The sequence below is a fragment of the Bacillus sp. RE35 genome (assembly GCF_052146655.1).
Taxonomy (GTDB): Bacteria; Bacillota; Bacilli; order Bacillales; family Bacillaceae_G; genus Bacillus_A; species Bacillus_A cereus.
In genome coordinates this window covers 4463998-4488525 of record NZ_CP197377.1, presented here as the reverse complement: position 1 = coordinate 4488525, position 24528 = coordinate 4463998, and the positions used below count along the sequence as shown (strand labels likewise).

The window sequence follows — 24528 nt, the reverse complement described above, 5'->3', positions numbered from 1 at the left end:
GAGGTGATAATTTGAATAGTAAGAAAGGACGGAAAAAGAATTCTTTTTTTCAACGCATACTTACAATTGTGTTTTTAGGAATCTTTTTCTATTCAATGTATGAGTTGGGCGGGATTTTCATGGATTATTATGAAAATCGTAAAGTAATGGCTGAGGCACAACATATTTATAAAAGAAGTCCAATGGAAGAAAAATCAGAAAATGGAGAGGTACGTAAACAGTTTCAGGATCTCCAGAAAATTAATCCAGAGATAGTCGGATGGATTACGATGGATGATACACAAATTAATTATCCAATCGTTCAAGCAAAAGATAATGATTACTATTTATTTCGTAATTATAAAGGTGAAGATATGAGAGCGGGAAGCATTTTTATGGACCATCGTAATGATGTGAAATCTCAAAATCGAAATACGATTTTATATGGCCATCGTATGAAAGATGGTTCTATGTTTGGTAGTTTAAAAAAAATGTTGGATGAAGACTTTTTTATGTCTCATCGTAAATTATATTACGATACATTATTTGAAGGATACGACGTTGAAGTTTTTTCAGTATACACGACAACAACGGACTTTTATTACATTGAAACGGATTTTGGAAATGATGCGGCATATGCATCGTTCTTAAAGGAAATTCAAGAAAAATCACTGTACAAAACGGATACGGAATTGACGGCTAATGATGAAATCGTAACACTTTCTACTTGTGATTATGCTCTTGATCCAGAGGCTGGAAGGCTAGTTGTACACGCAAAATTAGTAAAAAGAAATTAAAGAAAAAAGTATAGAATATGAGAAGTGATAGATAACGCTTCTCATATTCTATACTTTAAAAAAGGACTGTTCTTACTGTGCTGCAGCCATTGGCATACGTACAACTTTTACATCATAGTAAGCAATTTTATTATCAAGAATATATTCTGGCATTCCGCCTTGATGTGAGTGAGCATCTTTAAATGCAGCGCTCTTTGTCCAACCTTGGAAATCTTCTTTTGCATTCCAGCGAGTGCTAATTGTTACTTCATCATAATCAACTGTATTTTGTGTTAAAAGAACTTCTAGACCTAAAAAGCCTGGCATCGTTTCAACTTTACCTACTTTATTAAAACGCTCAATTAATTTATGCCCATTTCCCTTTGTAATTTTAGCTGTATTTGTAACAATAATCATGTTTATTCCTCCTATAAATGTAGCTATATTTTCAAGAACTCATATACATCAAATGATAATGAAAATCATTATCATTGTCAATGGTAAATGTGAAATATATAAGTTTTTTTCTATTATTTTGGACAGTGAGATTTTCATTTCAAAACATAGTAAATATGTGGCGGTTAAGTGCGAGAATGAGCTAGTTGTACTAGCAAAGCAATAATATGGTATAGTGAAACGAGGCTGTTTTTTCAGTCTCGTTTTTCAAATGCTTCCTGTAGAGAAAGCATGCAAATGGAAAGGAAGTTATTATATGCGATTAGAAGTAACTGTAAAAATAAAACCGAAATTTATAAAAGAAATTAAAAGTGGATATCCGCTTATTTTAAAAGATGCGATTCAAAATTTAAATGATGTTCGTGAAGAAGGAACAATCATCAAAGTAGTAGATGAGAAGAACAACTTTGTCGGAAAAGGTTATTATGGAAAGCAAAATAAAGGATACGGCTGGATTTTAACGAGAAAAGAGAGTGAACAAATTAATCAATCTTTCTTTGAAAGTAAAATCAAATCTGCCCTACATAAACGAAAGCAATTTTATAAATCAAGTGATACGACAGCATTCCGTGTGGTGAATGGTGAAGGTGATGGTCTTGGAGGACTAATTATCGATTATTATGATGGCTACTACGTAGTAAGTTGGTATAGTGAAGGGATTTACACTTTCAGAGATGAGATTATAGCCGCTCTTCAAAAAGTAGCAAACTTTAAAGGTATTTATGAGAAAAAGCGTTTTGATACGAAAGGGAAATATATTGAGGGTGATGATTTCGTAGCAGGAGAGCGCGGCGAGTTCCCACTTATCGTAAAAGAGAACGGTGTGAACTTTGCGATTTATTTAAATGATGGGGCAATGGTTGGTGTATTTTTAGATCAACGTAACGTTCGAAAACAAATTCGTGATAAATATGCAAAGGGAAGAACAGTGTTAAATATGTTCTCTTATACAGGTGCTTTCTCTGTATTTGCAGCGCTTGGCGGAGCAAGTAAAACGACGAGTGTTGACCTTGCAAATCGTAGTTTAAGTAAAACGATTGAGCAGTTTAGTGTAAATGAAGTTGATTATGAAGCACAAGATATTATTGTAGAAGATGTATTTCTTTACTTCAAATATGCAGCTAAGAAAAAGATGAAATTTGATATGGTCGTACTTGATCCTCCAAGCTTCGCCCGCTCAAAAAAATATACATTTAGTGCAGCAAAAGATTATAAAAATTTATTAAAAGAAACAATTGCTATTACAGAAAATAACGGTATTATCGTTGCTTCTACAAATTGTAGCGCATTCGATATGAAAAAGTTTAAAGGCTTTATCGATACAGCCTTTAAAGAAATGAATGGCAAATATAAAATATTAGAAGAACATTCTTTACCAGAAGATTTCCGTACCATTGATCAATTTAAAGAAGGAGACTACTTAAAAGTAGTTTTCATCGAGAAAATTAAAGGTTAATAAAGAAAAGGAGCTCGAGTTTACTTGAGCTCCTTTTCTTATTGAACGATATTTTGTACTCTACCGACTTGTCCGTCCTGCAATCGCACTTTAATGCCATGCGGATGGGAAGGGGAGTTTGTTAAAATATCTTTTACAATTCCACGTGTTAATTTGCCTGTTCGTTGATCTTGTTTTAATACAATATCAACTTCAAGACCGGGCGCGATATTAGAACGTTTTTGTCCGTTCATTTACACACCTGTACGTCTACGTTGGTTGTTTGTTTTCTTTGTTTGTTGGTTTTGTAATTTTTTCGTTTCTTGGCTTTGATTTTTTGCATTTTGACCATTTCCATTTCCTTGCTTTTTCTTAGCAAGTTGTTCGCGCATTAAATCAGCTAAGCTTACTTTTTTGTTTTCTGACATGATAAGTCTCCTTTATATAAAGTTAATTATGAACAATCGTAGTGAATTTCATCATATCATTGTTAAGGAAGGAAGGGAAGTTGGTTTGAAAATTCATATATTTGTTTCAAGTCTGTAGTAGTTACGATACAATTGAGTTGTTAACGTTTGTAAAAAGGGGATAGACATATGTCACATCATATTTTATTAGTTGAAGATGATCTCTCAATTCAAGAGATGGTGGAAAAGTATTTGATAAAAGAGGGCTTTCAAGTAACAATTGCGTCTGATGGAGAAGAAGGCGTGAACACATATTTAAAAGGTTCATTTGATTTGATTATCCTCGACATTATGATGCCGAAGCTAGATGGCTTAGAGGTTGTACGAATCATTCGAGAAAAAAGTGCTGTTCCGATTTTAATGATGTCGGCAAAAGATACAGATGTTGATAAAGCTGTTGGATTAGGACTTGGAGCAGATGATTACATTTGTAAGCCATTTTCTATGATTGAATTAGCTGCACGTGTAAAGGCAGGTATTCGAAGATCTACGAAATATTCGGCTACAGAAACAACAGAAAAGATGATTCAAATTGGTGATTTAACGATTGATCCAATTAATTTTACTGTGGAAAAAAACGGGAAGCCTCTCAAACTTACTTTAAAAGAATTTGAGATTCTAAAATTGTTTGTAAAAAATCAAAATCGTGTATTTACAAAAGCACAAATATATACACTAATTTGGAACGAAGAGTATTACGGTGACGATAACGTTATTAATGTTCATATGAGAAGGTTGCGTGAGAAAATCGAAAGTGATCCATCTAATCCAGAATATATTAAAACGTTATGGGGTATCGGCTATAAGTTGGAAGTGATGTAATATGGTCAATTTGTTAATAAGTATTATTTTTATATTGTTATGTGTCATTTACATACAATATAAAATGAGAAAAAATAGTAGTAAAAATTTACGATACACATACGAAAAATTAGAAAATATTGTAAATTTACAAACGGGCGAGACGCTACTCGTTATGACAGATGATCTAGAATTGCAAAAATTATTAGTGGCAATTAATCAATTATTAGATGCAAAACAGAAAACGAATGCAGATCATGCAAAAGTAGAAATTTCGATGAGAAAAATGCTTTCAAATATTTCACATGATTTAAAGACGCCACTAACAGTTATTCTTGGATATACAGAAATGTTAAATAAGGATAAAACGATGAATAAAGAAGAACAGCAAATATTACTTGAAAAGGTGCATGTGAAAACACTAGAAGTAATGGAACTGATTCATAAGTTTTTTGATTTAGCAAAACTAGAATCTGGTGACAAGGCAATCGAGATGACAAAAGTAAATATGAATGAAGTTTGTCGTGAGAAGATTTTATCTTTTTATGATTTAGTGACGGCGAAAGGGTTTCAAGTTCATATTGATATACCAGAAAGAAATATATATGCACTTGGAAATGTAGAAGTATTAGGTAGGGTATTGAACAATTTAATATCAAATGCAATTACATATGGAGACGATGGAAAGATACTGGGTATGACGTTAAGAGATGATGAAACGAATGTGTATATAGACGTATGGGATACAGGAAAAGGGATTGATGAATCTCATATTGATAAAGTGTTTGAGCGTATGTACACACTTGAAGATTCGAGAAATAGATTGTACCAAGGAAGCGGTTTAGGGTTAACGATTACGAAAAGACTGGTGGAAGCGATAGATGGAAAAATCCATCTTTCTAGTAAACCGTATGAAAAAACAATTTTTACAATTGTATTAACAAAGATACAGTTTTAGCTTGTAGAGCAGTAGATTCTACAAGCTTTTTTTCAGCGTAAGGAATTTGTAAGAAACGGGTAAGAAAAAAGAGATTTCCGTTGTCTATTATAGAAATATAGAGTATTGCGAAAGGGGAAAGTAACATGACATATATATTAAAAACAAATCAGTTAACGAAAGTGTTTAAAGGGAAAGAAGTTATTTCCGGTGTTAACATGCATGTGAAAAAAGGAGAAATTTACGGTTTTTTAGGACCAAACGGTGCTGGTAAAACAACGATTATGAAAATGATTACAAATTTAATAAAACCGACGAGCGGTGAGATTGAAATTTTCGGTGAGAAGTTAACAGATACATCTTATGAAGTATTAAAGAGAATGGGGACGATTATTGAATATCCAATCTTTTATGATAAATTAACGGCGAAAGAAAACTTAGAATTACATTGTGAATATATGGGCTATTACGATAAAAATGAAATTGACCATGCTTTACATTTAGTGAAGCTGCAAGGTATAGATAATAAAAAAGTAAAAGATTTTTCATTAGGAATGAAACAACGACTCGGTATTGCAAGGGCAATCGTAACAAAGCCAGAATTACTCATTTTAGATGAACCCATTAACGGTTTAGATCCAATTGGTATTAAAGAATTAAGAGACTTATTTAAAATGCTCTGCAAAGAATATGGCATTACATTATTAGTTTCTAGCCATATTTTAGGTGAGATGGAATTAATGGCGGATACAATTGGTGTCATTCAAAATGGAAAACTAATAAAAGAAGTTTCAATGAAGAGTATTAACGGAAAACAAACAGAGTACATTGAAATTACTGTTCCTGATGTGAAGCGTGCAGCTTATATTTTAGAAGATAAACTTGGTATAAAAAACTACAAAATAATGAGTGGAAACATGATTCGGGTTTATGAAGTGGCGGTGACACAGCAAGCCATTTCCAAAGCACTTATTATGAACGATGTGGAAATTGAAAGTATTAATAAGAAACATAGTTCCTTAGAAGAATATTTCTTAAATGTAATGGATGGAGAGGGCATTCATGCTTAATGGACTGTGGCTGAACCTGGTAAGTGGATTTATCGTAATGCTAGTAAGTGGAATTTTATATTATAGAAAACCAGAGCGGAAATGGTTGTTAATCCTACTAGTGATAGGAATGTTAAGCTTCGTTACTGCTGGAATTAGAATGTTAGCAGCGTAGAGACAGGTATATAAAGAATGGAGGCGTGGTTTATATGTTTAAATTAATGAAGCTCGAATGGAAGAAACATCAATTATCTAGTTACTTTAAAAGTGTAGCAATTTGTATTATAGCAATTTTCGCTGCAGTAAGCCTTATGGCATGGGGAATGAAAGCCGAGGGAGACGTGCTCTTCTTTGACTTCACACAGAACATGGCTTTAGTAAATATTTTTATTAGGATAACATTCATTATTTTTAGTTCAGTCATTTTATCACGTTTAGTAATTGATGAGTATAAGAACAAAACGATACAACTATCATTTATGTATCCGCTACAAAGGAAAATGCTAATGAGTGCGAAATTAACAATTGTTTTCTGTTTTTGTTTTGTGAGCACGATTATCGCGACTTTCATTATTAGCTTGCTCGTATATTTTGTGAGTCCAATGATGGGACTGATTGAAACACCTGCTACGATAGGTGAAATAATAGCTATGGTTCCAGGTACTATTATAAGTGCATTTATGATATCTGGTATAAGTTTAATTCCTTTATTTTTTGGAATGAGAAAGAAATCGACACCGACAACGATTACTTCAGCAGTAATAATTGGCTTGCTGATTAGTGGTAACTATGGTCCTGGAAACGGTCAAGTAAGTATGTTTGATTTTATAGCTATCCCAATCGTGCTCTGTTTATTAGGAATTTTCATTAGTTATCTATCGTTTCGTAAAATCGACAAGATCGATGTGGCGTGAAGCAAGCTTAAAACGAAAACGAACTGGGGTATGAATAGTGAAAAAAATAATAGTAATTGCAATATTATTCATTACAATTGCTAGTGCGGTTTTTGGTTTTAAGATATTTCAGGGGAAAGATTTTAAGAAAGAAAAGTCTTTTGAGATAAATAATATAAAAGAAATAGAAGTAGACAATGAAAACTGGAATCTTGAATTTAAAAGTACAGACGCTAATAAAATAATAATTTCCGCTCAAGGTGAACAAGCAGATAAAGAGATAGATCCCGTCAAAATAGAAAATGATGAAAATAAAATTATGGTTAAGCAAAAACAAGAGGCGAACAAATTTTTTAATGGTTTTACGTTTAGGAAGAAGAATAGTATATGTATAGCTATTCCGAAGAAAGAAATAGATAAAATTGTATTAAATAATAAATCAGGTGATGTGAAAATAAGAGATATAGTAGTAAAAAGTATCGTGACGAAAGGCAAATCTGGGGATGGAATGATTGTAGGACTATCAGCCGAGAAAGGTGAATTCATATCGCAAAGTGGAGAGTTAGTTGTAAAAGATAGTTCAGTACAAGAATTAAATATAAAGTCTACGACTGGTGATAACTATATAACAAATGTAAGTAACTCAAATATGAACATCATTTCAACATTTGGGGAAGTATTGCTGAAAGATATGACAGAAGGAAAATCATTATTTATAGAAACAAAATCAGGGGATATTGGCGTACGGTATAAAGGTGTCCCGGCATCATTGAAGCTTATGGCTAAAAGTAATTCGGCTGACGTAATAGTGGATTTAAAAGGACTTAAGAAAGATAAAAATACAGAAAAAATAAAAGTAGGAACGATTGGTGATGCAAAAAATGAAGCGAAGATTTTAAGTGAAACAGGAGTCATTTATATTGATTAAATCTTAGGAGGAAGGAGGACACTATCATGCTACATTTAATGAAGCTAGAATTGAAAAAGTTTAAGCTTGGTTGGTACGTGAAGAGAGCAATTATTGCAAATATTGTTATACTGGCATTAATGATCTTTGTGAGCATCATTGCTCAAGTAGAAGGTGATGCAGAAATAAGGAATCCAGAGACGATATTGTTAATGGCTAGCACAATAGTAAGAGCAACGTTTATTGTTTTTGGTAGTGTATTAATCGCAAGGCTAATAATTGGTGAATATAAAAATAAAACAATACTACTTATGTTTTCTTACCCTATTAATCGGAAGAAAATGATGGCTAGTAAGTTGGCTATTACAGCGATAGTAACATTTATAACAGTTATTGTATCTAACATTTTAGTAGTAGGAGTTTTCTTTGGTATAGATAGCTATTTTTCAATTCTTCCTAATTCATTTACAGTAGATCAATTGATGCAAGAAGGAATAAAACTAGTTCCTTTAGCCATTGCAACTGCGGGGATGAGTTTAATCCCATTATATTTCGGAATGCGTAAACGCTCCGTGCCAACTACAATTGTTTCATCTCTTATCGTTGTCACAATTGCAATGAATGGCAACCCAGAGTTTTCTACAGCAACTTTTCTTCCCCTTCAACTAGCACTCGCAGCAATTGGAGTTGTGATTGCGTATTACGGCATTAAAAATATAGAGAAGGAAGATATAGCAGTATGATAAGAATACGTAAAAGGAGTTGGTGTTATACTAACTCCTTTTTTGTATATGTATGCTTCGTTACTACTCTGTAAATTTGGAGTGTTTGCTTAAATACGCTTGTACTTCTGGAGAAATATTAAAGTTATTAGGACTTTTATATTCGATAGTAAACTCTCCGTCTTTATTTGTTTCAAAGGCGATTGCATAGCTATTCATTTTAGCATCGTAAGAAGTGTTTTTGACTTCTGCATCTAGATTAAAATATTTTGTAATATACTCTTTTGATTCCGTAATTGCTGTTTGTTTTCCCCAAGGGGTACCATAATAGGTGAAATAAAGAGATACACTAATAACTCCAATAATAGAAGTTAGTAAAATAGTTCCCATAGCTATTTTTTTATTTTTTGTATTCAATTTGGTTACCCCTCTTCGTAATATGTATTCATTTTAACCTATATATTCCATAAAACAACCATTTAGAAAAAATAGTTTCACATGAAACAAGTTACAGAAAAAGACAAGATGTGTAAACACCTTGTCTTTTTTGTCGTTACATTTTAGGAGCTTCCATTCCAGCCGCAGCCCATTCTTCTTTTGCGGGGCCATATACGCCAGGAACTGTTAAGCCGGCTTGTCGCATTAAAACCGTCATTTGCCCGCGGTGATGATTTTGATGATTAATAAGTGTCATTAAAAATATAGAATTCGGCATAGGGCGACCAAAGAAGTCATTAATAGTTGCTAAATCTTTATTAGTCCATTTACTTTGAAGTGCTTCAACAAAAGCCGCATTCACTTTACGGTACTCATCTGCAATTGTTTTTGCAGAAGTTGGGACAGGATAATCTTTCGTTTCTCCTTCAAACTTTAGCCCTGTGCCAGATAGTATAACAGGAATTGCCGTCACGATATGCCAAGCGACTCTTCCTAACGTCCAATGTCCAGGTGCAATTTCTTGTGATAAAGATGCATCGGTTAATGAATCAAGCATTTTCTGAGTAGACTCTGCTTCGTATGTCCATGATTGCAAGAAGCCTTCAATTGTTTGGTACATTATTGTTATCCCCCTCTACTTATGTTCATAGATTAAGTTCGAGAAGAAATGACAAGTTCCCTTTATGTTTTAATAATGGTATTTAAAATTTTATATATAAATTTTATGATACTATTGAGTGTATATAGAATTATATTAATTCAGGGGGATATTATGAAAAGATTGATTTTAGGAATCATAATTTTATTTTTAATGGTAGGATGTAGCAATGAAACCTATAAAAAAGCAATGGATCAAGGGAAATTGGCGTTAGCGAGTAAAGAATATGACACGGCAGTAGCATCATTTGAGCTAGCATTAGAAGAGAAAAAGGATGATAAAGAAGCAAAGGTATTAAAAGACCAAACTACTAAGATGATAAGTTCGATAAAAGAGAAATCGAGTGGAAATATAGAACAAGCAATAGGTTTGTTTCAAGAAGTAGAAAAGATGAAAGATGGTTCCGCAATCCTTCAAAGTCAAGCGAAAGAACAAAAAGATTCGCTCATAGAGCATAAAGAGTTAAAAGGTCAATATATAGGTCAATTGGAAAAGGCAGAGAAGTTAAAGAATGATAAAAAGTATGAAGAGGCTAAAGGGATAGTAAATAAAATTGTTAACGATACTGGCCAAAATCAACAATTTATTTCGGAAAATCAACGGGCCGAAGAGCTGAATAAGCAAATAGATGGCTTACTAACTCAACAAGCAGAAGTTAAGAAAAAAGAGGAAGAGTTAAAAAATGAAAAGAAAAAAGAGGCTGATATTGGAAAGTTAAAGGGGTCTTGGATGTCATCAGAAAGTACAGACAGGCCAGTTGGGTTGGAAATAGAATCTATTAATAGTGAGAAAACAGGCGGAGAATTTATGGAACATAATATTTTTGGGAAAGGGACTACTATAGGAGACTTTCGAATATTAAGTGTGGACCAAGGGATTATTTCTGTAGAGCTTGTATTTTTAGTGGGGGAAATAAAGCATAAGGCTGATTTGAAAATTGAGGAGAACACATTAACTGTATATCATGAGTTTATGGGGAGTACTGAATCTGTGAAATTAGTGAGATCAGAGTAATTTATCCCGCTATTCACCTGCAGTAAAATTCCCACCTCAAGATTCGGCTGGAGCAAAGAAGTTAGGTGGGAGATCCACTGCTCATAAAAGCCCAATTGGTTTGGGTTAATAATCAGTGGGGATGAAGAACCCCCCCACTAATTAAAGTTTCACTTTATTTAGTATATAAAAAGGAGGCTTCTAACAAGAAGCCTCCTTTTTAATTAACTTTCTTCCCACTCTTCCTCATCAACCATAAGAAATAAGGTGCTCCAAGTACAGCGACGACAAGACCAGAAGGAATTTCTTTCGGATATGCAATTGTTCGGCCGAGTAAGTCAGCAATGGAAAGAAGAATTGCTCCAAACAGTGCTGAGCAAACGAATAGTCTTTGATGGTTCATACCAACAACAATTCTTGCTAAGTGAGGTGCGACAAGGCCTAAAAAGGCAATTGTACCGACAGCAGCGATATTTACTGACGCAAGTAGTGTCGCTAGCACAATTAGAGCAAGACGTGTTTTATTTACTGGTTGCCCAAGTCCAGTTGCTAAATCGTCTCCCAGTACGAGAACGTCAAGTTGTTTTATTAAGAAAAAGATAATGAATACAAGAATTAGAGATGGATATAGAATGATATTTTCTAAGTGATTCCACCCTCTTGCATACGTACTGCCAGATAACCATGTTAAAGCAGCGGCAACATTCAAATTGGCTCTAACGATAAAGATTTGAATAATTGCTGAGCCAAGCGCAGAAATACCAATCCCTATTAAAGCGAGAGCTGTTGGACTAAATCCTGATTTCCAAGAGAAGAAGAGGACAATTCCAACTGCAAGTAGTCCGCCAATAAATGCACCAATTGGTAGGAAGAAACCAGGAAGTGCAGGAAAGACATACATAATCGTTAAAGCACCGACACCAGCTCCCGATGAAATACCAATAATAGAAGGATCGGCAAGTGGGTTTCGTAATATACTTTGGAAAACAAGCCCACTTATTGCAAGGCATGCGCCAGCAATAGCAGCAACGAGCATTCTTGGTAAACGAAGATTCATCATCATATTTTTGTCAAATTGTGTTAATTGACCTGATATAACATTAGTAATGCTTTCGATATAAGCGTTACTACCGATTGTAACACCAAGAGCAATCGTCACAATACAAAGTGTGATAGATATAATGATTACCTTTTTATAAGAGTAATAGCGGGAACTAGCTCCAGCTGCATTCGCACCGTTATCATTCATATATTGTTTCGACTTCATCATTCGATACACTAAGTAAATAAGCCAAGGAGATCCAATCATTGCTGTGACTGCCCCAACAGGAAGTTCTGCACCGGTTGAATCTATTAATCTACCGACAACATCTGCTCCAAGCAATAATACTGCCCCCCATAAGAAAGAAGAGAGAAGAAGAGTAAAGTGTTGACGGTATCCGATAAGGCGCATTAAATGAGGTGCAACTAAGCCGACAAAGCCAATTGGTCCAACAACAGTAACAATTACTGCTGTTAAAAAGATTGCAGCAATGAAGGCGATAAGACGTGTTACTGCTGTTTTTTCACCAAGAGAAATAGCAACATCATCACCAAGTAAGAGAATGTTGAGTTTACGAGACATAAATAGTAAAACTAGGAAAGAAATAATGATAAATGGAAAAGCAAATTGAACGCCATCCCAGTTATTTTGAATAAGAGAGCCAGCTCCCCATAAAAATAAACCAGCTGTTTCATTTTCATAGAAAAGCTGCATCGTTCCGGTAAAGGCAGAGAGCATTAATGTAACGACCATACCAGCTAATGCCATTCTAAGTGGGGTTCCCTTTTTTCCACCAGAAATACGGTATACAAATAAAGCAGTAATAGCACCGCCGATAAATGTGAACAGAAGAGAATTAATTTGTAAACCTTTCGGTAAGAAAATTGTAGCCGCTACTAGAAAGAAATATGCGCCAGAGTGAATACCCATTGTACTGGATTCAGCAAGTGGATTTTTCGTTAACGTTTGTAAAATAACCCCTGATGCAGCAAGAGCGCCTCCAGCTAAAATGGCAATTACAGCTCTAGGTAATCGAAGCATGATTAAAGTTTGATGTTCTAGCGATTGGTTCGGTGAGATAAGAGCATCAATAATCATACTATAGGAAATGTTTGCTTGACCTTGTCCGATATGAATAAAGAAAAGGAGGAGCAAGAGAGCTGCTCCTCCTCCGAATACAAGACTTGCTCGAAGTGTATGTTGTAAGCTATTCATTGTGTAATCACTTCTTCGCTGTCATTACATCTGCTACTTGTGTTGCTAAAGATGTTGCAGACTCAGGACCACCGAAAATCCAAGTGTCGCCTTTTAATTTATACATTTTGTTTTCTTTTTTGAACTTTAATTCTTCCCAAGCAGGGTTGCCTTTTAGTTGCGTGTCAAAAATGTTATCTTCATCCGCTACAATGTAAATGAAGTTTGAATCTTGTACACTTTGTAATGATTCTACAGTTGTTTGTTTGAAACCATCTGGCTCAGATTTTCCTGCTTCAAAAGTATTTGTTAAACCTAATTTTTTTGTAACTTGTAAAGCTAAAGAATTGTCAGTTAAGATACGGAATGTTGGTACGTTTTTAGCAGTAAATGCTTGTGCCATTGCGATGTTTTTATCTTTTAAGTCTGCTTTCTCAATTTTTGCTTTTGCATCAGCGAATGCTTTATCCATATCAGCTAATACTTTTTTACCTTCTTCTTCTTTTCCAACTGCTTTTGCAATTTGTTTAAATGTTTCTGTCATTTCAGCAAAGTGATCGTTATTACTTGTTGATGGATCAAACATAACTGTTGGTGCAATTTGCTCTAATTCATTTTTAATTGCTTTACCACGGAATGAAGCTGTAATAATTAAGTCTGGCTTTAAACGGCTAATTTCTTCTAAGTTTGGTTGTTGACGTGTCCCTACATCTACAACATCTTTACTCGGTTTTGTTTTTGTATTTACCCATTTATTATAATTCTTAATGTCTGCCATCCCTACTGGCTGAACACCAAGTGTTAATAAGTCTTCTGAATATACCCACTCAAGTACAACTACTTTTTTCGCTGGTTTATTTAACTTCGTTTCCCCTTCAGCGTGTTTAATTGTTATAGCTTGATTTTTATTGTCCGCTTTTGTTTCTTTTTTCTCCTCTTTTTGCTGTCCGCATCCAACAGCGAATAGAAGAACTACTATGAAAATACTGAGAATTTTCTTCATCTTCTGCCCCCAAATTAAGTGTTTTTTGTAACTAGTACCATAAGTGAAAATGGTTATCAATTACAACACCCAAATCATACTATGAGGGTATTTTAAGTGTCAATATATTTTTAAAATTTTGACGAAAAATAACGAATTATACGGATTTTTATATATTATAGTCGCTATTTATGAAGAATAAGCCTCTTTACTAAAAATATTGGCGAATGTGGAAAGTTTAAATGGGAAAGTGGCTGTGTACGATAGTGTAATGTGTATTGTTAATAGTCTGTGGAGATAAGGCGAAAGTACAAGCAAAAGGAGAGTGAATCGCATGTAATAATTACTAGAATGTATGGAGGAAATCTGTGTTTCATCCCCGACTAGGCAAAGTATTTCTTTGTTATTTAGATAGGTGTTTTTTAAGTCGGTGATTGCGCTAAAAAGATCGAATGTAAAGGAAGTGATCAACATGTCTTCATGGAGCAATAACGTAAATGGATATTGTGGGTGTAATAATCAAAATGGTGTACATGTTGATTCATGCTGTTTTAGTTGCGATGGGACAGTTCCTAAGGTTGGTCCAACCGGTCCGACGGGGGCAACAGGAGCAACAGGTGGCACAGGCCCAACGGGAGCAACAGGAGCAACAGGTGGCACAGGCCCAATGGGGGCGACAGGAGTAACAGGCGACACAGGTCCAACGGGAGCGACAGGAATAACAGGAGCAACAGGCCCAACGGGAGCGACAGGAATAACAGGGGCAACGGGTCCAACAGGAGCGACAGGAATAACAGGGGCAACAGGCCCAACGGGGGCGACAGGAATAACAGGGGCAACGGGTCCAACAGGCCCAACAGGAGCGACAGGTTCAACCGGGGCAACGGGAGCGACGGGTTCAACAGGTCCAACGGGAGCGACAGGAATAACAGGAGCAACGGGTCCAACGGGAGCAACAGGTTCAACAGGGGCAACGGGAGCGACAGGTTCAACAGGTCCGACGGGAGCGACAGGAATAACAGGAGCAACGGGTCCGACGGGAGCAACAGGGGCAACGGGAGCAACGGGTTCAACAGGAGTGACAGGCCCAACGGGAGCAACAGGCTCAACAGGTCCAACGGGAACGACGGGTTCAACCGGTCCGACAGGAGCAACAGGAGCAACAGGAGCGACGGGCTCAACGGGTTCAACCGGGGCTACAGGTACAAGTATCACGGCGACATATGCATTTGCAAATAATACGTCAGGAACAGCGATATCGGTAGTTCTTGGTGGAACGAATGTCCCGCTTCCAAATAATCAAAACATCGGTCCAGGAATTACTGTTTCTGGTGGAAACACAGTATTTACGGTTGCAAATGCTGGTAATTATTATATTTCATATACAATTAATATAACGGCTTCATTATTAGTCAGTTCACGGATTACAATTAATGGAGGGGCACTTGCTGGGACAATAAATTCTCCTGCGGTAGCAACCACATCATTTAGTGCAACAATTATTACAACTCTTGCAGCAGGAGATGCTATTAGCTTACAATTATTTGGTTTGTTAGCTGTCGCAACATTATCAACAACTACCCCAGGAGCGGTATTAACAATTATAAGATTAAGTTAATGACAAACTCTCTTACTCTTTTAAGATTAAGAGAGTTTCTACATATAATAAGAAGTTAATGAAGTAAAGCATAGTCATATAAAAGTCAGAATATTATGATTGTAACGCTATGGTGACTATAATATAATGAAAATAACCATCATGAATGAACATTCATTTATTTTTTATGTATTTGAAGGGGGAATGAAGGTGGAAAAACCATGGTTGAAAAGTTATCCAGAGGAAATTCCGAGTACGGTTTCTTATGATATTCAGCCGCTTCATAGATATGTAGAACAGATGGCTTCTCGCTACCCAGAAAAGAAAGCGCTTCACTTTTTAGGGAAGGATATTACGTTTTCGGACTTCCATGATAAGGTGAAGCGGTTTGCAAATTATCTTCAAAAGCTCGGTGTGGAAAAGGGTGATCGAGTTGCTATTATGTTGCCGAATTGTCCGCAAGCTGTAATTGGTTATTACGGTACATTACTTGCGGGAGGTATCGTAGTACAAACCAATCCACTGTATACAGAAAGGGAATTAGAATATCAGCTTCATGACTCGGGAGCAAAAGTAATTCTTTGTCTCGATTTAGTGTTTCCAAGAGTAACGAATGTTCAATCTGCTACAAAAATTGAGCATATTATCGTAACTCGTATTGCAGACTTTTTACCATTCCCTAAAAATCTATTGTATCCATTTGTGCAGAAAAAACAGTCGAATTTAGTTGTGAAAGTATCAGAGAGTGAAACGATTCATCTTTGGAATTCAGTAGAAAAAGAAGTGAATACGAATGTTGAGGTGCCTTGTGATCCTGAAAATGATCTAGCTCTTTTACAGTACACAGGAGGAACAACCGGATTTCCGAAAGGAGTTATGTTAACGCATAAAAACCTCGTCTCTAACACGTTAATGGGAGTTCAATGGTTATATAATTGCAAAGAAGGAGAAGAAGTCGTTCTTGGGGTTCTTCCATTTTTCCATGTTTATGGTATGACAGCTGTTATGAATTTAAGTATTATGCAAGGATACAAAATGGTCCTTATTCCAAAGTTTGATATGAAAATGGTTTTTGAAGCGATTAAGAAGCATAAAGTGACATTGTTTCCAGGGGCACCAACTATTTATATCGCTCTTTTAAATAGTCCGCTTTTAAAAGAATACGATATTTCTTCTATTCGTGCTTGTATTAGTGGATCAGCACCACTGCCAGTAGAAGTACAGGAAAAGTTCGAAAAAGTTACAGGTGGTAAACTAGTAGAGGGATATGGTTTAACAGAATCCTCTCCGGTTACACATAGTAATTTTTTATGGGAAAAGCGAGTGCCAGGTAGCATCGGAGTTCCGTGGCCAGATACAGAAGCAATCATTATGTCGCTTGAAACTGGTGAGGCATTACCGCCAGGAGAAATAGGTGAAATTGTAGTGAAAGGCCCTCAAATTATGAAAGGATATTGGAATAAGCCAGAGGAAACAGCGGCTGTATTGCAAGATGGCTGGCTCCATACAGGTGATGTTGGCTACATGGATGAAGATGGATTCTTCTATGTAAAAGATCGCAAGAAAGATATGATTGTTGCGAGTGGATTTAATGTGTATCCTCGTGAAGTTGAAGAAGTATTATATGAGCATGAAAAAGTGCAAGAAGTAGTGACAATTGGAGTTCCAGATCCGTACCGAGGAGAGACGGTTAAAGCATTTGTTGTGTTAAAAGAAGGTACGGAGTGCTCTGAGGAAGAATTAAATCAGTTTGCACGTAAATATTTAGCGGCTTATAAAGTGCCGAAAGTATATGAGTTTAGAGATGAATTGCCAAAAACGACAGTAGGGAAAATTTTACGCCGTGTTCTAATAGATGAAGAGAAGAGAAAGAATGAGGATGAGCAAACGGGCTAAGGCCCTTTCTTTTTGAAAAAATAGGATTGACACTTTTCTAAATAGTCAGTATTATAAGAATATGAATGACTATTCATTCAGTCATCTTCTTGAAGGGGACAGTAAAGTGAAGAAAAATAGACCGAAATACAATCAAATTATTGATGCGGCAGTCATTGTGATTGCGGAGAATGGGTACCACCAAGCGCAAGTTTCTAAAATCGCAAAGCAAGCTGGGGTAGCTGATGGCACGATTTATTTATATTTTAAAAATAAAGAAGATATATTAATATCCTTATTCCAAGAGAAGATGGGAGAATTTGTCGAAACAATTCGTCAAAAAACAGCAGGAATTGAAAGCGCTGTATCGAAGTTATTCATGTTGGTAGAAACGCACTTCTTGCTGTTGTCGCAAAATGATCCGCTTGCTATCGTTACGCAATTAGAGCTAAGGCAGTCCAATCAAGACTTGCGCCTTAAAATAAATGAAGTATTAAAAGGCTACTTACAAGTTATGGATGAGATTTTAGAGACTGGTATAAAACAAGGTGAATTTCAAGCAGATTTAAATGTTCGCGTGGCAAGACAAATGATCTTTGGAACAGTAGATGAAGTTGTGACCAATTGGGTAATGAGCGATCATAAGTATGATCTGGTCGCACTTTCAAAAACGGTACACGGGCTACTTATTGCAGCTTGTGGTTATCGTCAATAATGGGAGGGATCATGTTGAAATTCCTATCTGTAAGAGTTGAAGATCATATCGCGGTGGCGACGTTAAATCACGCACCAGCGAATGCGATGTCTTCACAAGTTATGCATGACGTTACTGAATTAATTGATCAAGTGGAAAAGGATGATAACATTCGTGTTGTTGTTATTCACGGTGAAGGACGTTTCTTCTCAGCAGGAGCAGATATTAAAGAATTTACATCTGTTACTGAAGCGAAGCAAGCAACAGAATTAGCACAGCTTGGACAAGTTACGTTTGAGCGTGTTGAAAAATGTTCAAAACCAGTTATTGCGGCAATTCATGGAGCGGCACTGGGCGGCGGCCTTGAGTTTGCTATGTCTTGCCACATGCGCTTTGCAACTGAAAGTGCAAAACTTGGTTTACCTGAATTAACACTTGGATTAATTCCTGGCTTTGCAGGTACACAGCGCTTACCACGTTATGTTGGGAAAGCGAAAGCTTGTGAAATGATGTTAACAAGTACACCAATTACTGGTGCAGAAGCATTAAAGTGGGGACTTGTTAACGGATTGTTCTCTGAAGAATCTCTTTTAGATGATACGCTTAAAGTTGCAAAACAAATTGCTGGAAAAAGTCCAGCAACAACTCGTGCTGTACTAGAGTTATTGCAAACGACAAAATCGTCTCATTACTATGAAGGTGTACAACGTGAATCACAAATTTTTGGTGAAGTATTTACGAGTGAAGATGGAAGAGAAGGTGTAGCCGCATTTTTAGAAAAGCGTAAACCTTCATTTAGTGGCAGGTAGTTCAATTATTTTTTTAATATAAATTAACAGAAAATTAAAATTGATAGAATCTTTCTGAAAAACAAGGGGGTAAATGGAATGAACATCTACGTACTCATGAAACGAACATTTGATACAGAAGAAAAAATCGTAATTAAAAACGGTGCAATTTACGATGGCGAAGCGGAATTCATCATCAACCCTTACGATGAATATGCAATTGAAGAAGCAATTCAAGTAAGAGACGCACAAGGTGGAGAAGTTACAGTTGTAACAGTCGGTGGCGAAGATAGTGAGAAAGAACTTCGTACTGCATTAGCAATGGGCTGTGATAAAGCGGTATTAATTAATATTGAAGATGATGTAGAAAATGGTGACCAGTTCACGACAGCAAAAGTGCTTGCTGAATATTTAAAAGATAAAGATGCAGATTTAATTTTAGGCGGAAACGTTGCAATTGATGGTGCATCTGGACAAGTAGGACCACGCGTAGCTGAAGCGTTAAATATTCCGTATGTAACGACAATTACAAAACTTGAAATTGACGGTACAAATGTGAAGATTGAGCGTGATGTTGAAGGTGATACAGAAGTGATTGCAACTTCATTACCAGTTTTAGTAACAGCACAGCAAGGTTTAAATGAACCGCGTTATCCATCGCTTCCAGGTATTATGAAAGCGAAGAAAAAGCCGCTAGAAGAATTAGAATTAGATGATTTAGATTTAGAAGAAGATGATGTGGAAGCAAAGACAAAAACAATTGAAATCTATTTGCCTCCTCAGAAAGATGCAGGAAAAGTGTTACAAGGCGAGCTGCAAGATCAAGTAAAAGAACTTGTATCGTTGCTCCATACAGAAGCGAAAGTAATCTAATAAAATACGAAATTATATATGCAGGAGGGAAAATCTATGGCTCGTAAAGTATTAGTAATGGGTGAAGTTCGTGATGGATCGCTACGTAACGTTTCTTTTGAAGCGGTAGCAGCAGCAAAAACAATTGCAGAAGGCGGTGAAGTAGTAGGTCTTCTAATTGGAGACAGCGTTGCCTCTTTTGCAAATGAATTGATTCATTACGGTGCAGATCGCGTTGTGACAGTTGAAAATGATAAATTAAAATCATATACATCTGATGGTTATGCACAAGCGTTTTTAGCTGTACATGCTGAAGAAAATCCAGAAGGTATCGTTTTTGGACATACAGCACTTGGTAAAGATTTATCACCAAAATTAGCAGCGAAGCTTGAAGCTGGTTTAGTTTCTGACGTAACTGCTTTAGAGGTTGAAGGTGGAAATGTTATCTTCACTCGTCCAATTTACTCTGGTAAAGCATTCGAGAAGAAGATTGTAACAGACGGCATCTTATTTGCGACAGTGCGTCCAAATAATATTGCAACTCTGGAAAAAGATGAGTCTCGCAGCGGTGACGTATCTTCTATTACAGTTGATGTGAAAGATTTACGTACAATCATTCAAGATGTTGTCCGTAAAACAGCAGAAGGTGTGGATCTTTCTGAAGCAAAAGTTATTATCGCTGGCGGACGTGGTGTGAAGAGTGAAGAAGGCTTTAAGCCATTAAAAGAGTTAGCAGACGTACTAGGCGGTGCTGTTGGGGCATCTCGTGGTGCTTGTGACGCTGAATACTGTGATTACTCATTACAAATTGGTCAAACTGGTAAAGTTGTTACGCCAGACTTATACATTGCATGTGGTATTTCTGGTGCGATTCAGCATTTAGCAGGTATGTCTAACTCAAAAATAATCGTTGCGATTAATAAAGATCCAGAAGCAAGTATCTTTAAAGTAGCTGACTATGGTATTGTCGGTGACTTATTCGAAGTTGTACCTCTTTTAACAGAAGAGTTTAAAAAGTTAAAAGTACATTCATGATTTAAGTACCCTTGAGTTCCAAGTGAAGTACCCCTATATATAGAAAAAGGTGAGAGATCCCCTGTCTCTCATCTTTTTAGTATTTAATCCGTATTTTTATATAGTATAAAGGAACATTTTTTTGTTACAATACATAACGATACATATTATTCGCCACGTATATAAGTTAATGATATACTCTTGGTAGAATATACTTGAAGGAGGAAATAAAATGGCAATTGTAAACGCAAATGACCAAAGCTTCGCAGCAGAAACTAGCGAAGGTGTTGTATTATTAGATTTCTGGGCACCTTGGTGTGGACCTTGTAAAATGATCGCTCCTGTATTAGAGGAAATTGATGCAGAACTAGGCGAAAAAGTAAAAGTAGTAAAAGTAGACGTTGATGAAAACCAAGAAACTGCTCGTCAATTCGAAGTAATGAGCATTCCAGCTCTTTTCGTATTAAAAGACGGTAAAGTAGTTGATCAAGCGTTAGGTTACAAACCGAAAGAAGCGTTAGTAGAATTAGTTTCTAAACACTTCTAAAATAAAAAAAGCTACCATTTGGTAGCTTTTTTTATTTTCTTTTTTACAGTCTTTCCGTTACAATAAAAGAACGTATGTTGGGTGTTTGGGCATAGTATGTTTTCAAGGGAAAATAAAAATGCTAAGTATGTAGAAATGGAGGGAGACGAGTGCACGAACATTTGAAAGAGAAGTTGGCTATTTTACCAGATCAACCTGGTTGTTATTTGATGAAAGATAAGCAAGGAACGGTTATATATGTCGGAAAGGCAAAAGTGCTTAAAAATCGTGTGCGCTCGTACTTTACTGGTTCACATGATGGGAAAACACTGCGGCTTGTAGGAGAAATTGTTGATTTTGAATATATTGTAACCTCTTCGAATTTAGAAGCACTTATTTTAGAGTTAAATCTAATTAAAAAATATGATCCGAAATATAATATTCAATTAAAAGATGATAAAACATATCCTTTTATTAAAATTACGGCGGAGAAGCAACCGCGCTTACTCATTACTCGAAACGTAAAAAAGGATAAAGGGAAATATTTTGGTCCTTATCCAAATGCACAATCTGCTCATGAAACGAAAAAACTGCTAGATCGTATGTATCCACTTCGGAAATGCACGAATATGCCAGATAAAGTTTGTTTGTATTATCATATGGGTCAATGTTTAGCGCCTTGTGTGAAAGAAGTGACGGAAGAACAAAATAAAGAAATTGTAGATGAAATTATTAAGTTTTTAAATGGTGGACATAAAGAAGTTCGTTCAGAACTAGAAATAAAAATGTATGAGGCCTCAGAGAAACTAGAGTTTGAACGTGCAAAAGAGTTGCGTGATCAAATTGCTCATATTGATGCGATTATGGAAAAACAAAAGATGATTATGAGTGACTTAGTAGATCGTGATGTGTTTGGATATGCAGTGGATAAAGGATGGATGTGTGTTCAAGTTTTCTTCGTTCGAAAAGGAAAGCTAATTGAACGTGATGTTTCTATGTTTCCAATTTACGATGAACCAGAAGAGGGTTTTTTAACGTTTATCGGCCAATTTTATGAAAACAGTAGTCATTTTAAGCCGAAGGAAATTGTCGTTCCAGGAAGTATAGACTCGGAATTAGTAGAGCGCTTTTTAGAAGTGGAAGCGACGCAGCCGAAACGTGGTAAGAAAAAAGACCTTGTAGAATTGGCAAATAAAAATGCGAAGATTGCTCTTGAAGAGAAGTTTTACTTAATTGAACGTGATGAAGAACGAACGATTAAAGCGGTAGATCATTTAGGGAAGCAGCTTGGGATTGAAACGCCGTATCGTATTGAAGCGTTTGATAACTCAAATATTCAAGGAACAAATCCCGTTTCTGCAATGATTGCTTTTATCGATGGGAAACCGGCGAAGAAAGAGTATCGAAAATATAAAATTAAAACGGTTCAAGGGCCAGATGATTATGAGTCTATGAGGGAAGTTGTGAGGCGCCGTTATACAAGGGCGCTTAAAGAAAATTCACCTTTACCTGATTTGATTATTATTGATGGAGGAAAAGGCCATCTAGCGGCTGCAAGTGATATTTTAGAGAATGAGCTCGGATTATATATTCCGATGGCAGGTCTTGTAAAAGATGATAAACATAAAACCTCCCATTTAATTATTGGGGATCCACCGGAACCTGTGATGCTTGAGAGAAATAGCCAAGAATTTTATTTATTGCAGCGTATTCAAGATGAGGTGCATCGATTTGCGATTACATTCCATCGTCAATTACATGGGAAATCTGTCATTCAATCAGCATTGGATGATATTCCAGGAATCGGTGATAAACGGAAAAAGGTATTGTTAAAACATTTTGGTTCATTAAAGAAGATGAAAGAAGCTTCTATAGAGGAATTTGTCGAAGCGGGTATGCCGAAAAATGTCGCGGAGACGATTTATACGTATTTAACAGATAAGAAGACGTTGTAGTTTACAACGTCTTCTGTTTTTTGGTATAATTTCTGAAGATTTAAAATAAACTCATCTGAATGAAAATACAAAAAAGTCAACTAAACTGATATGTCTAGTTGACTGTAGGTAATGCTTACACTTCAATGAGATCTTTTATATCCCATTTTACAAGAAATGTAATAGAGTCAGAACGTTTTTTCTTTTCTTCGTATGACTCTGCAACGACGTTCCGTTGCTTTTGGATTTGTTCAGCGATGAATCCGGCTTCTAGTTGATAAGAAGAATGTCGTTTTTGTTTTTGACGTTCTGCGATGAGTGTGCCTTTAAGTTGGAACTGCATTTCACGACGCTTATGTTCAACAATGCTTAAAGTGCCCCAGCCAGCCTTTTCAAAGAACTGAATGACTTCTTCAATTGTTTCTAGCGGATATTTTCTTGCAAGGTTTCTACCAGACCAGTATAAAATACCATCTAAATCGTTGCCGATTAAATCAGGTAGTAATTCTTCACGTAGCAATTCATAAGCGAAGGCGTTCAATGAAACATCTTCTAAAGATGTTGTATCGATTGTATTTTTACTCACAATATTCCCCTCTTTCTATAGGGATTATTATATAACATTTCACATTTATAAAAACAGATTTTTCTTTAGGAAAATCTGAATATATAAGAAGAAAAAAAGAATTGGCAAATTATATGCAAATTATGTATACGTTTTCTTGACGCTTCGACAAAAATAGGAGTAAAATGAACTTGGTATCAAATTATGCTGAAATATTTCGAATAATTTTTTCAGTTTTTCTTATGCCAATAGTGAAAAAACATTATTGTCATAAACTAATCTGAAAACAGCAGTCAAACATTCAAGGGGGGTAATGGGGACATGAAAGGCCGCGAGTATACGTTTCGTAAGTGGCACTCATTAATGGGGGTCATCCCGGTTGGTGTCTTTTTGACGCAACATTTAATTGTAAACAACTTTGCAACACGAGGAGCAGAGGCTTTTAACAAAGCTGCAGGCTTTATGGAGCTCCTTCCATTCCGGTATGCGCTAGAAATTTTCATCATCTTTTTACCGATACTGTACCATGCTATATATGGCTTATATATTGCATTTACAGCTAAGAACAATGCGGTTTCTTACGGTTATTTCCGTAACTGGATGTTCGTCTTCCAAAGAATTTCAGGTATCGTTACGCTGATCTTCATTTCTTGGCACGTCTGGGAAACTCGTATTCAAGCAATGTTAGGTAAAGAGGTAAACTATGATATGATGGCAGATATTTTAAACAATCCAGCTATGTTTGCATTCTACTTAGTTGGTGTTGTTTCAACAATTTTCCACTTTGCAAATGGACTATGGACATTCTGCATCAGCTGGGGAATTACAGTATCTCCACGTTCACAAAGAATCTCTACTTATGTAACATTAGCTATTTTCTTAGGTTTATCTTATGTAGGTGTGAGTGCATTATTAGCGTTCATCGATCCACAGCTAGCAAACCAGTAAGGAGTG

Annotated in this window: 27 protein-coding genes; 19 read left to right on the top strand and 8 right to left on the bottom strand. The window is 36.0% G+C overall.

The features are described 5' to 3' along the window. Window positions 1-11: 11 nt before the first annotated feature. Complete coding sequence (gene srtB / locus ACTL4X_RS22930) at window positions 12-776, top strand: class B sortase (RefSeq protein WP_001086126.1); 765 nt, start codon at window positions 12-14, stop codon at window positions 774-776. Window positions 777-848: 72 nt separating this feature from the next. Here srtB and isdG read toward each other — a convergent pair whose 3' ends face one another. Beyond that, the gene (gene isdG, locus ACTL4X_RS22925; protein WP_000587818.1) at window positions 849-1172 is read right to left on the bottom strand and encodes a heme oxygenase; all 324 of its coding nucleotides are present in this window, start codon (window positions 1170-1172) and stop codon (window positions 849-851) included. Window positions 1173-1467: 295 nt separating this feature from the next. On the opposite strand from isdG, the gene ACTL4X_RS22920 reads away from it, so the two are divergent. Beyond that, window positions 1468-2667 (top strand): class I SAM-dependent rRNA methyltransferase, encoded by a 1200-nt coding sequence (locus ACTL4X_RS22920; protein ID WP_441394954.1) that lies wholly within the window; start codon window positions 1468-1470, stop codon window positions 2665-2667. Window positions 2668-2705: 38 nt separating this feature from the next. Here ACTL4X_RS22920 and ACTL4X_RS22915 read toward each other — a convergent pair whose 3' ends face one another. Further along, the gene (locus ACTL4X_RS22915; RefSeq protein ID WP_001014310.1) at window positions 2706-2900 is read right to left on the bottom strand and encodes a YwbE family protein; all 195 of its coding nucleotides are present in this window, start codon (window positions 2898-2900) and stop codon (window positions 2706-2708) included. Then, the gene (locus ACTL4X_RS22910) at window positions 2901-3074 is read right to left on the bottom strand and encodes a hypothetical protein (protein WP_001293578.1); all 174 of its coding nucleotides are present in this window, start codon (window positions 3072-3074) and stop codon (window positions 2901-2903) included. 168 nt (window positions 3075-3242) lie between these two features. Between ACTL4X_RS22910 and ACTL4X_RS22905 the strand changes: the two genes are divergently transcribed. From ACTL4X_RS22905 to ACTL4X_RS22875, 7 genes are all read left to right on the top strand, one after another. Next, window positions 3243-3935: a response regulator transcription factor gene (locus ACTL4X_RS22905; protein ID WP_000018056.1), complete on the top strand. Its 693-nt coding sequence runs from the start codon at window positions 3243-3245 to the stop codon at window positions 3933-3935. Window position 3936: 1 nt separating this feature from the next. Continuing rightward, window positions 3937-4872 carry a HAMP domain-containing histidine kinase gene (locus tag ACTL4X_RS22900; RefSeq protein ID WP_441394953.1) on the top strand — a complete coding sequence of 312 codons (936 nt, stop codon included), beginning with the start codon at window positions 3937-3939 and terminating at the stop codon, window positions 4870-4872. Between the two features lie 125 nt (window positions 4873-4997). Further along, window positions 4998-5921: an ABC transporter ATP-binding protein gene (locus ACTL4X_RS22895; RefSeq protein ID WP_000221069.1), complete on the top strand. Its 924-nt coding sequence runs from the start codon at window positions 4998-5000 to the stop codon at window positions 5919-5921. After that, on the top strand, window positions 5914-6075 hold the full coding sequence (locus tag ACTL4X_RS22890) for a hypothetical protein (protein WP_000931817.1): 162 nt from the start codon (window positions 5914-5916) through the stop codon (window positions 6073-6075). Before ACTL4X_RS22895 ends, ACTL4X_RS22890 begins: the two co-directional genes overlap by 8 nt. A gap of 34 nt (window positions 6076-6109) precedes the next feature. Then, window positions 6110-6814 (top strand): ABC transporter permease, encoded by a 705-nt coding sequence (locus ACTL4X_RS22885; RefSeq protein WP_000475552.1) that lies wholly within the window; start codon window positions 6110-6112, stop codon window positions 6812-6814. Window positions 6815-6851: 37 nt separating this feature from the next. Continuing rightward, a complete protein-coding gene (locus tag ACTL4X_RS22880; RefSeq protein WP_000720987.1) occupies window positions 6852-7721 on the top strand; it encodes a DUF4097 family beta strand repeat-containing protein in 870 nt (289 codons plus the stop codon). A gap of 26 nt (window positions 7722-7747) precedes the next feature. Then, window positions 7748-8443, top strand: coding sequence for an ABC transporter permease (locus ACTL4X_RS22875; RefSeq protein ID WP_000902926.1), 696 nt, complete (start codon window positions 7748-7750; stop codon window positions 8441-8443). Window positions 8444-8506: 63 nt separating this feature from the next. Here ACTL4X_RS22875 and ACTL4X_RS22870 read toward each other — a convergent pair whose 3' ends face one another. Both ACTL4X_RS22870 and ACTL4X_RS22865 read right to left on the bottom strand, forming a co-directional pair. After that, entirely contained in the window at window positions 8507-8839 is a 333-nt protein-coding gene (locus ACTL4X_RS22870) for a YfjL-like protein (RefSeq protein ID WP_001093296.1), read from the bottom strand. Between the two features lie 136 nt (window positions 8840-8975). Beyond that, window positions 8976-9479 carry a DinB family protein gene (locus ACTL4X_RS22865; RefSeq protein WP_000284980.1) on the bottom strand — a complete coding sequence of 168 codons (504 nt, stop codon included), beginning with the start codon at window positions 9477-9479 and terminating at the stop codon, window positions 8976-8978. Between the two features lie 153 nt (window positions 9480-9632). On the opposite strand from ACTL4X_RS22865, the gene ACTL4X_RS22860 reads away from it, so the two are divergent. Then, complete coding sequence (locus ACTL4X_RS22860; protein ID WP_000825580.1) at window positions 9633-10532, top strand: hypothetical protein; 900 nt, start codon at window positions 9633-9635, stop codon at window positions 10530-10532. Window positions 10533-10731: 199 nt separating this feature from the next. On the opposite strand, the gene fhuB is transcribed toward ACTL4X_RS22860, so the two are convergent. After that, on the bottom strand, window positions 10732-12768 hold the full coding sequence (fhuB, locus tag ACTL4X_RS22855) for a Fe(3+)-hydroxamate ABC transporter permease FhuB (protein WP_001087092.1): 2037 nt from the start codon (window positions 12766-12768) through the stop codon (window positions 10732-10734). 7 nt (window positions 12769-12775) lie between these two features. Then, window positions 12776-13750, bottom strand: a complete 975-nt coding sequence (locus ACTL4X_RS22850) for an ABC transporter substrate-binding protein (RefSeq protein ID WP_000722825.1) — start codon at window positions 13748-13750, stop codon at window positions 12776-12778. A 451-nt stretch (window positions 13751-14201) separates the two neighbouring features. Here ACTL4X_RS22850 and ACTL4X_RS22845 point away from each other — a divergent pair, with 451 nt between their 5' ends. The 8 genes from ACTL4X_RS22845 (at window position 14202) to uvrC (ending at window position 23030) form a co-directional block, all read left to right on the top strand. Then, window positions 14202-15347 (top strand): BclA C-terminal domain-containing protein, encoded by a 1146-nt coding sequence (locus ACTL4X_RS22845; protein ID WP_140161687.1) that lies wholly within the window; start codon window positions 14202-14204, stop codon window positions 15345-15347. A gap of 189 nt (window positions 15348-15536) precedes the next feature. Beyond that, the gene (locus ACTL4X_RS22840; protein ID WP_000414746.1) at window positions 15537-17222 is read left to right on the top strand and encodes a long-chain-fatty-acid--CoA ligase; all 1686 of its coding nucleotides are present in this window, start codon (window positions 15537-15539) and stop codon (window positions 17220-17222) included. A gap of 106 nt (window positions 17223-17328) precedes the next feature. Next, complete coding sequence (locus ACTL4X_RS22835) at window positions 17329-17916, top strand: TetR/AcrR family transcriptional regulator (protein ID WP_000742223.1); 588 nt, start codon at window positions 17329-17331, stop codon at window positions 17914-17916. 11 nt (window positions 17917-17927) lie between these two features. Next, window positions 17928-18704, top strand: coding sequence for an enoyl-CoA hydratase (locus tag ACTL4X_RS22830; RefSeq protein WP_000911292.1), 777 nt, complete (start codon window positions 17928-17930; stop codon window positions 18702-18704). 78 nt (window positions 18705-18782) lie between these two features. Then, window positions 18783-19556 carry an electron transfer flavoprotein subunit beta gene (gene etfB / locus ACTL4X_RS22825; protein ID WP_001029029.1) on the top strand — a complete coding sequence of 258 codons (774 nt, stop codon included), beginning with the start codon at window positions 18783-18785 and terminating at the stop codon, window positions 19554-19556. 36 nt (window positions 19557-19592) lie between these two features. After that, on the top strand, window positions 19593-20570 hold the full coding sequence (gene etfA / locus ACTL4X_RS22820; protein WP_000101945.1) for an electron transfer flavoprotein subunit alpha: 978 nt from the start codon (window positions 19593-19595) through the stop codon (window positions 20568-20570). Window positions 20571-20781: 211 nt separating this feature from the next. Continuing rightward, the gene (trxA, locus tag ACTL4X_RS22815; protein WP_001018943.1) at window positions 20782-21096 is read left to right on the top strand and encodes a thioredoxin; all 315 of its coding nucleotides are present in this window, start codon (window positions 20782-20784) and stop codon (window positions 21094-21096) included. A 149-nt stretch (window positions 21097-21245) separates the two neighbouring features. Continuing rightward, window positions 21246-23030 carry an excinuclease ABC subunit C gene (gene uvrC / locus ACTL4X_RS22810; RefSeq protein ID WP_000544296.1) on the top strand — a complete coding sequence of 595 codons (1785 nt, stop codon included), beginning with the start codon at window positions 21246-21248 and terminating at the stop codon, window positions 23028-23030. A gap of 115 nt (window positions 23031-23145) precedes the next feature. Here the strand turns inward: uvrC and ACTL4X_RS22805 are convergent, their stop codons facing one another. After that, window positions 23146-23595 (bottom strand): YslB family protein, encoded by a 450-nt coding sequence (locus tag ACTL4X_RS22805; protein WP_000042226.1) that lies wholly within the window; start codon window positions 23593-23595, stop codon window positions 23146-23148. Window positions 23596-23895: 300 nt separating this feature from the next. Here ACTL4X_RS22805 and sdhC point away from each other — a divergent pair, with 300 nt between their 5' ends. Continuing rightward, the gene (sdhC, locus tag ACTL4X_RS22800; RefSeq protein ID WP_000678354.1) at window positions 23896-24522 is read left to right on the top strand and encodes a succinate dehydrogenase cytochrome B558; all 627 of its coding nucleotides are present in this window, start codon (window positions 23896-23898) and stop codon (window positions 24520-24522) included. Window positions 24523-24528 lie beyond the last annotated feature (6 nt).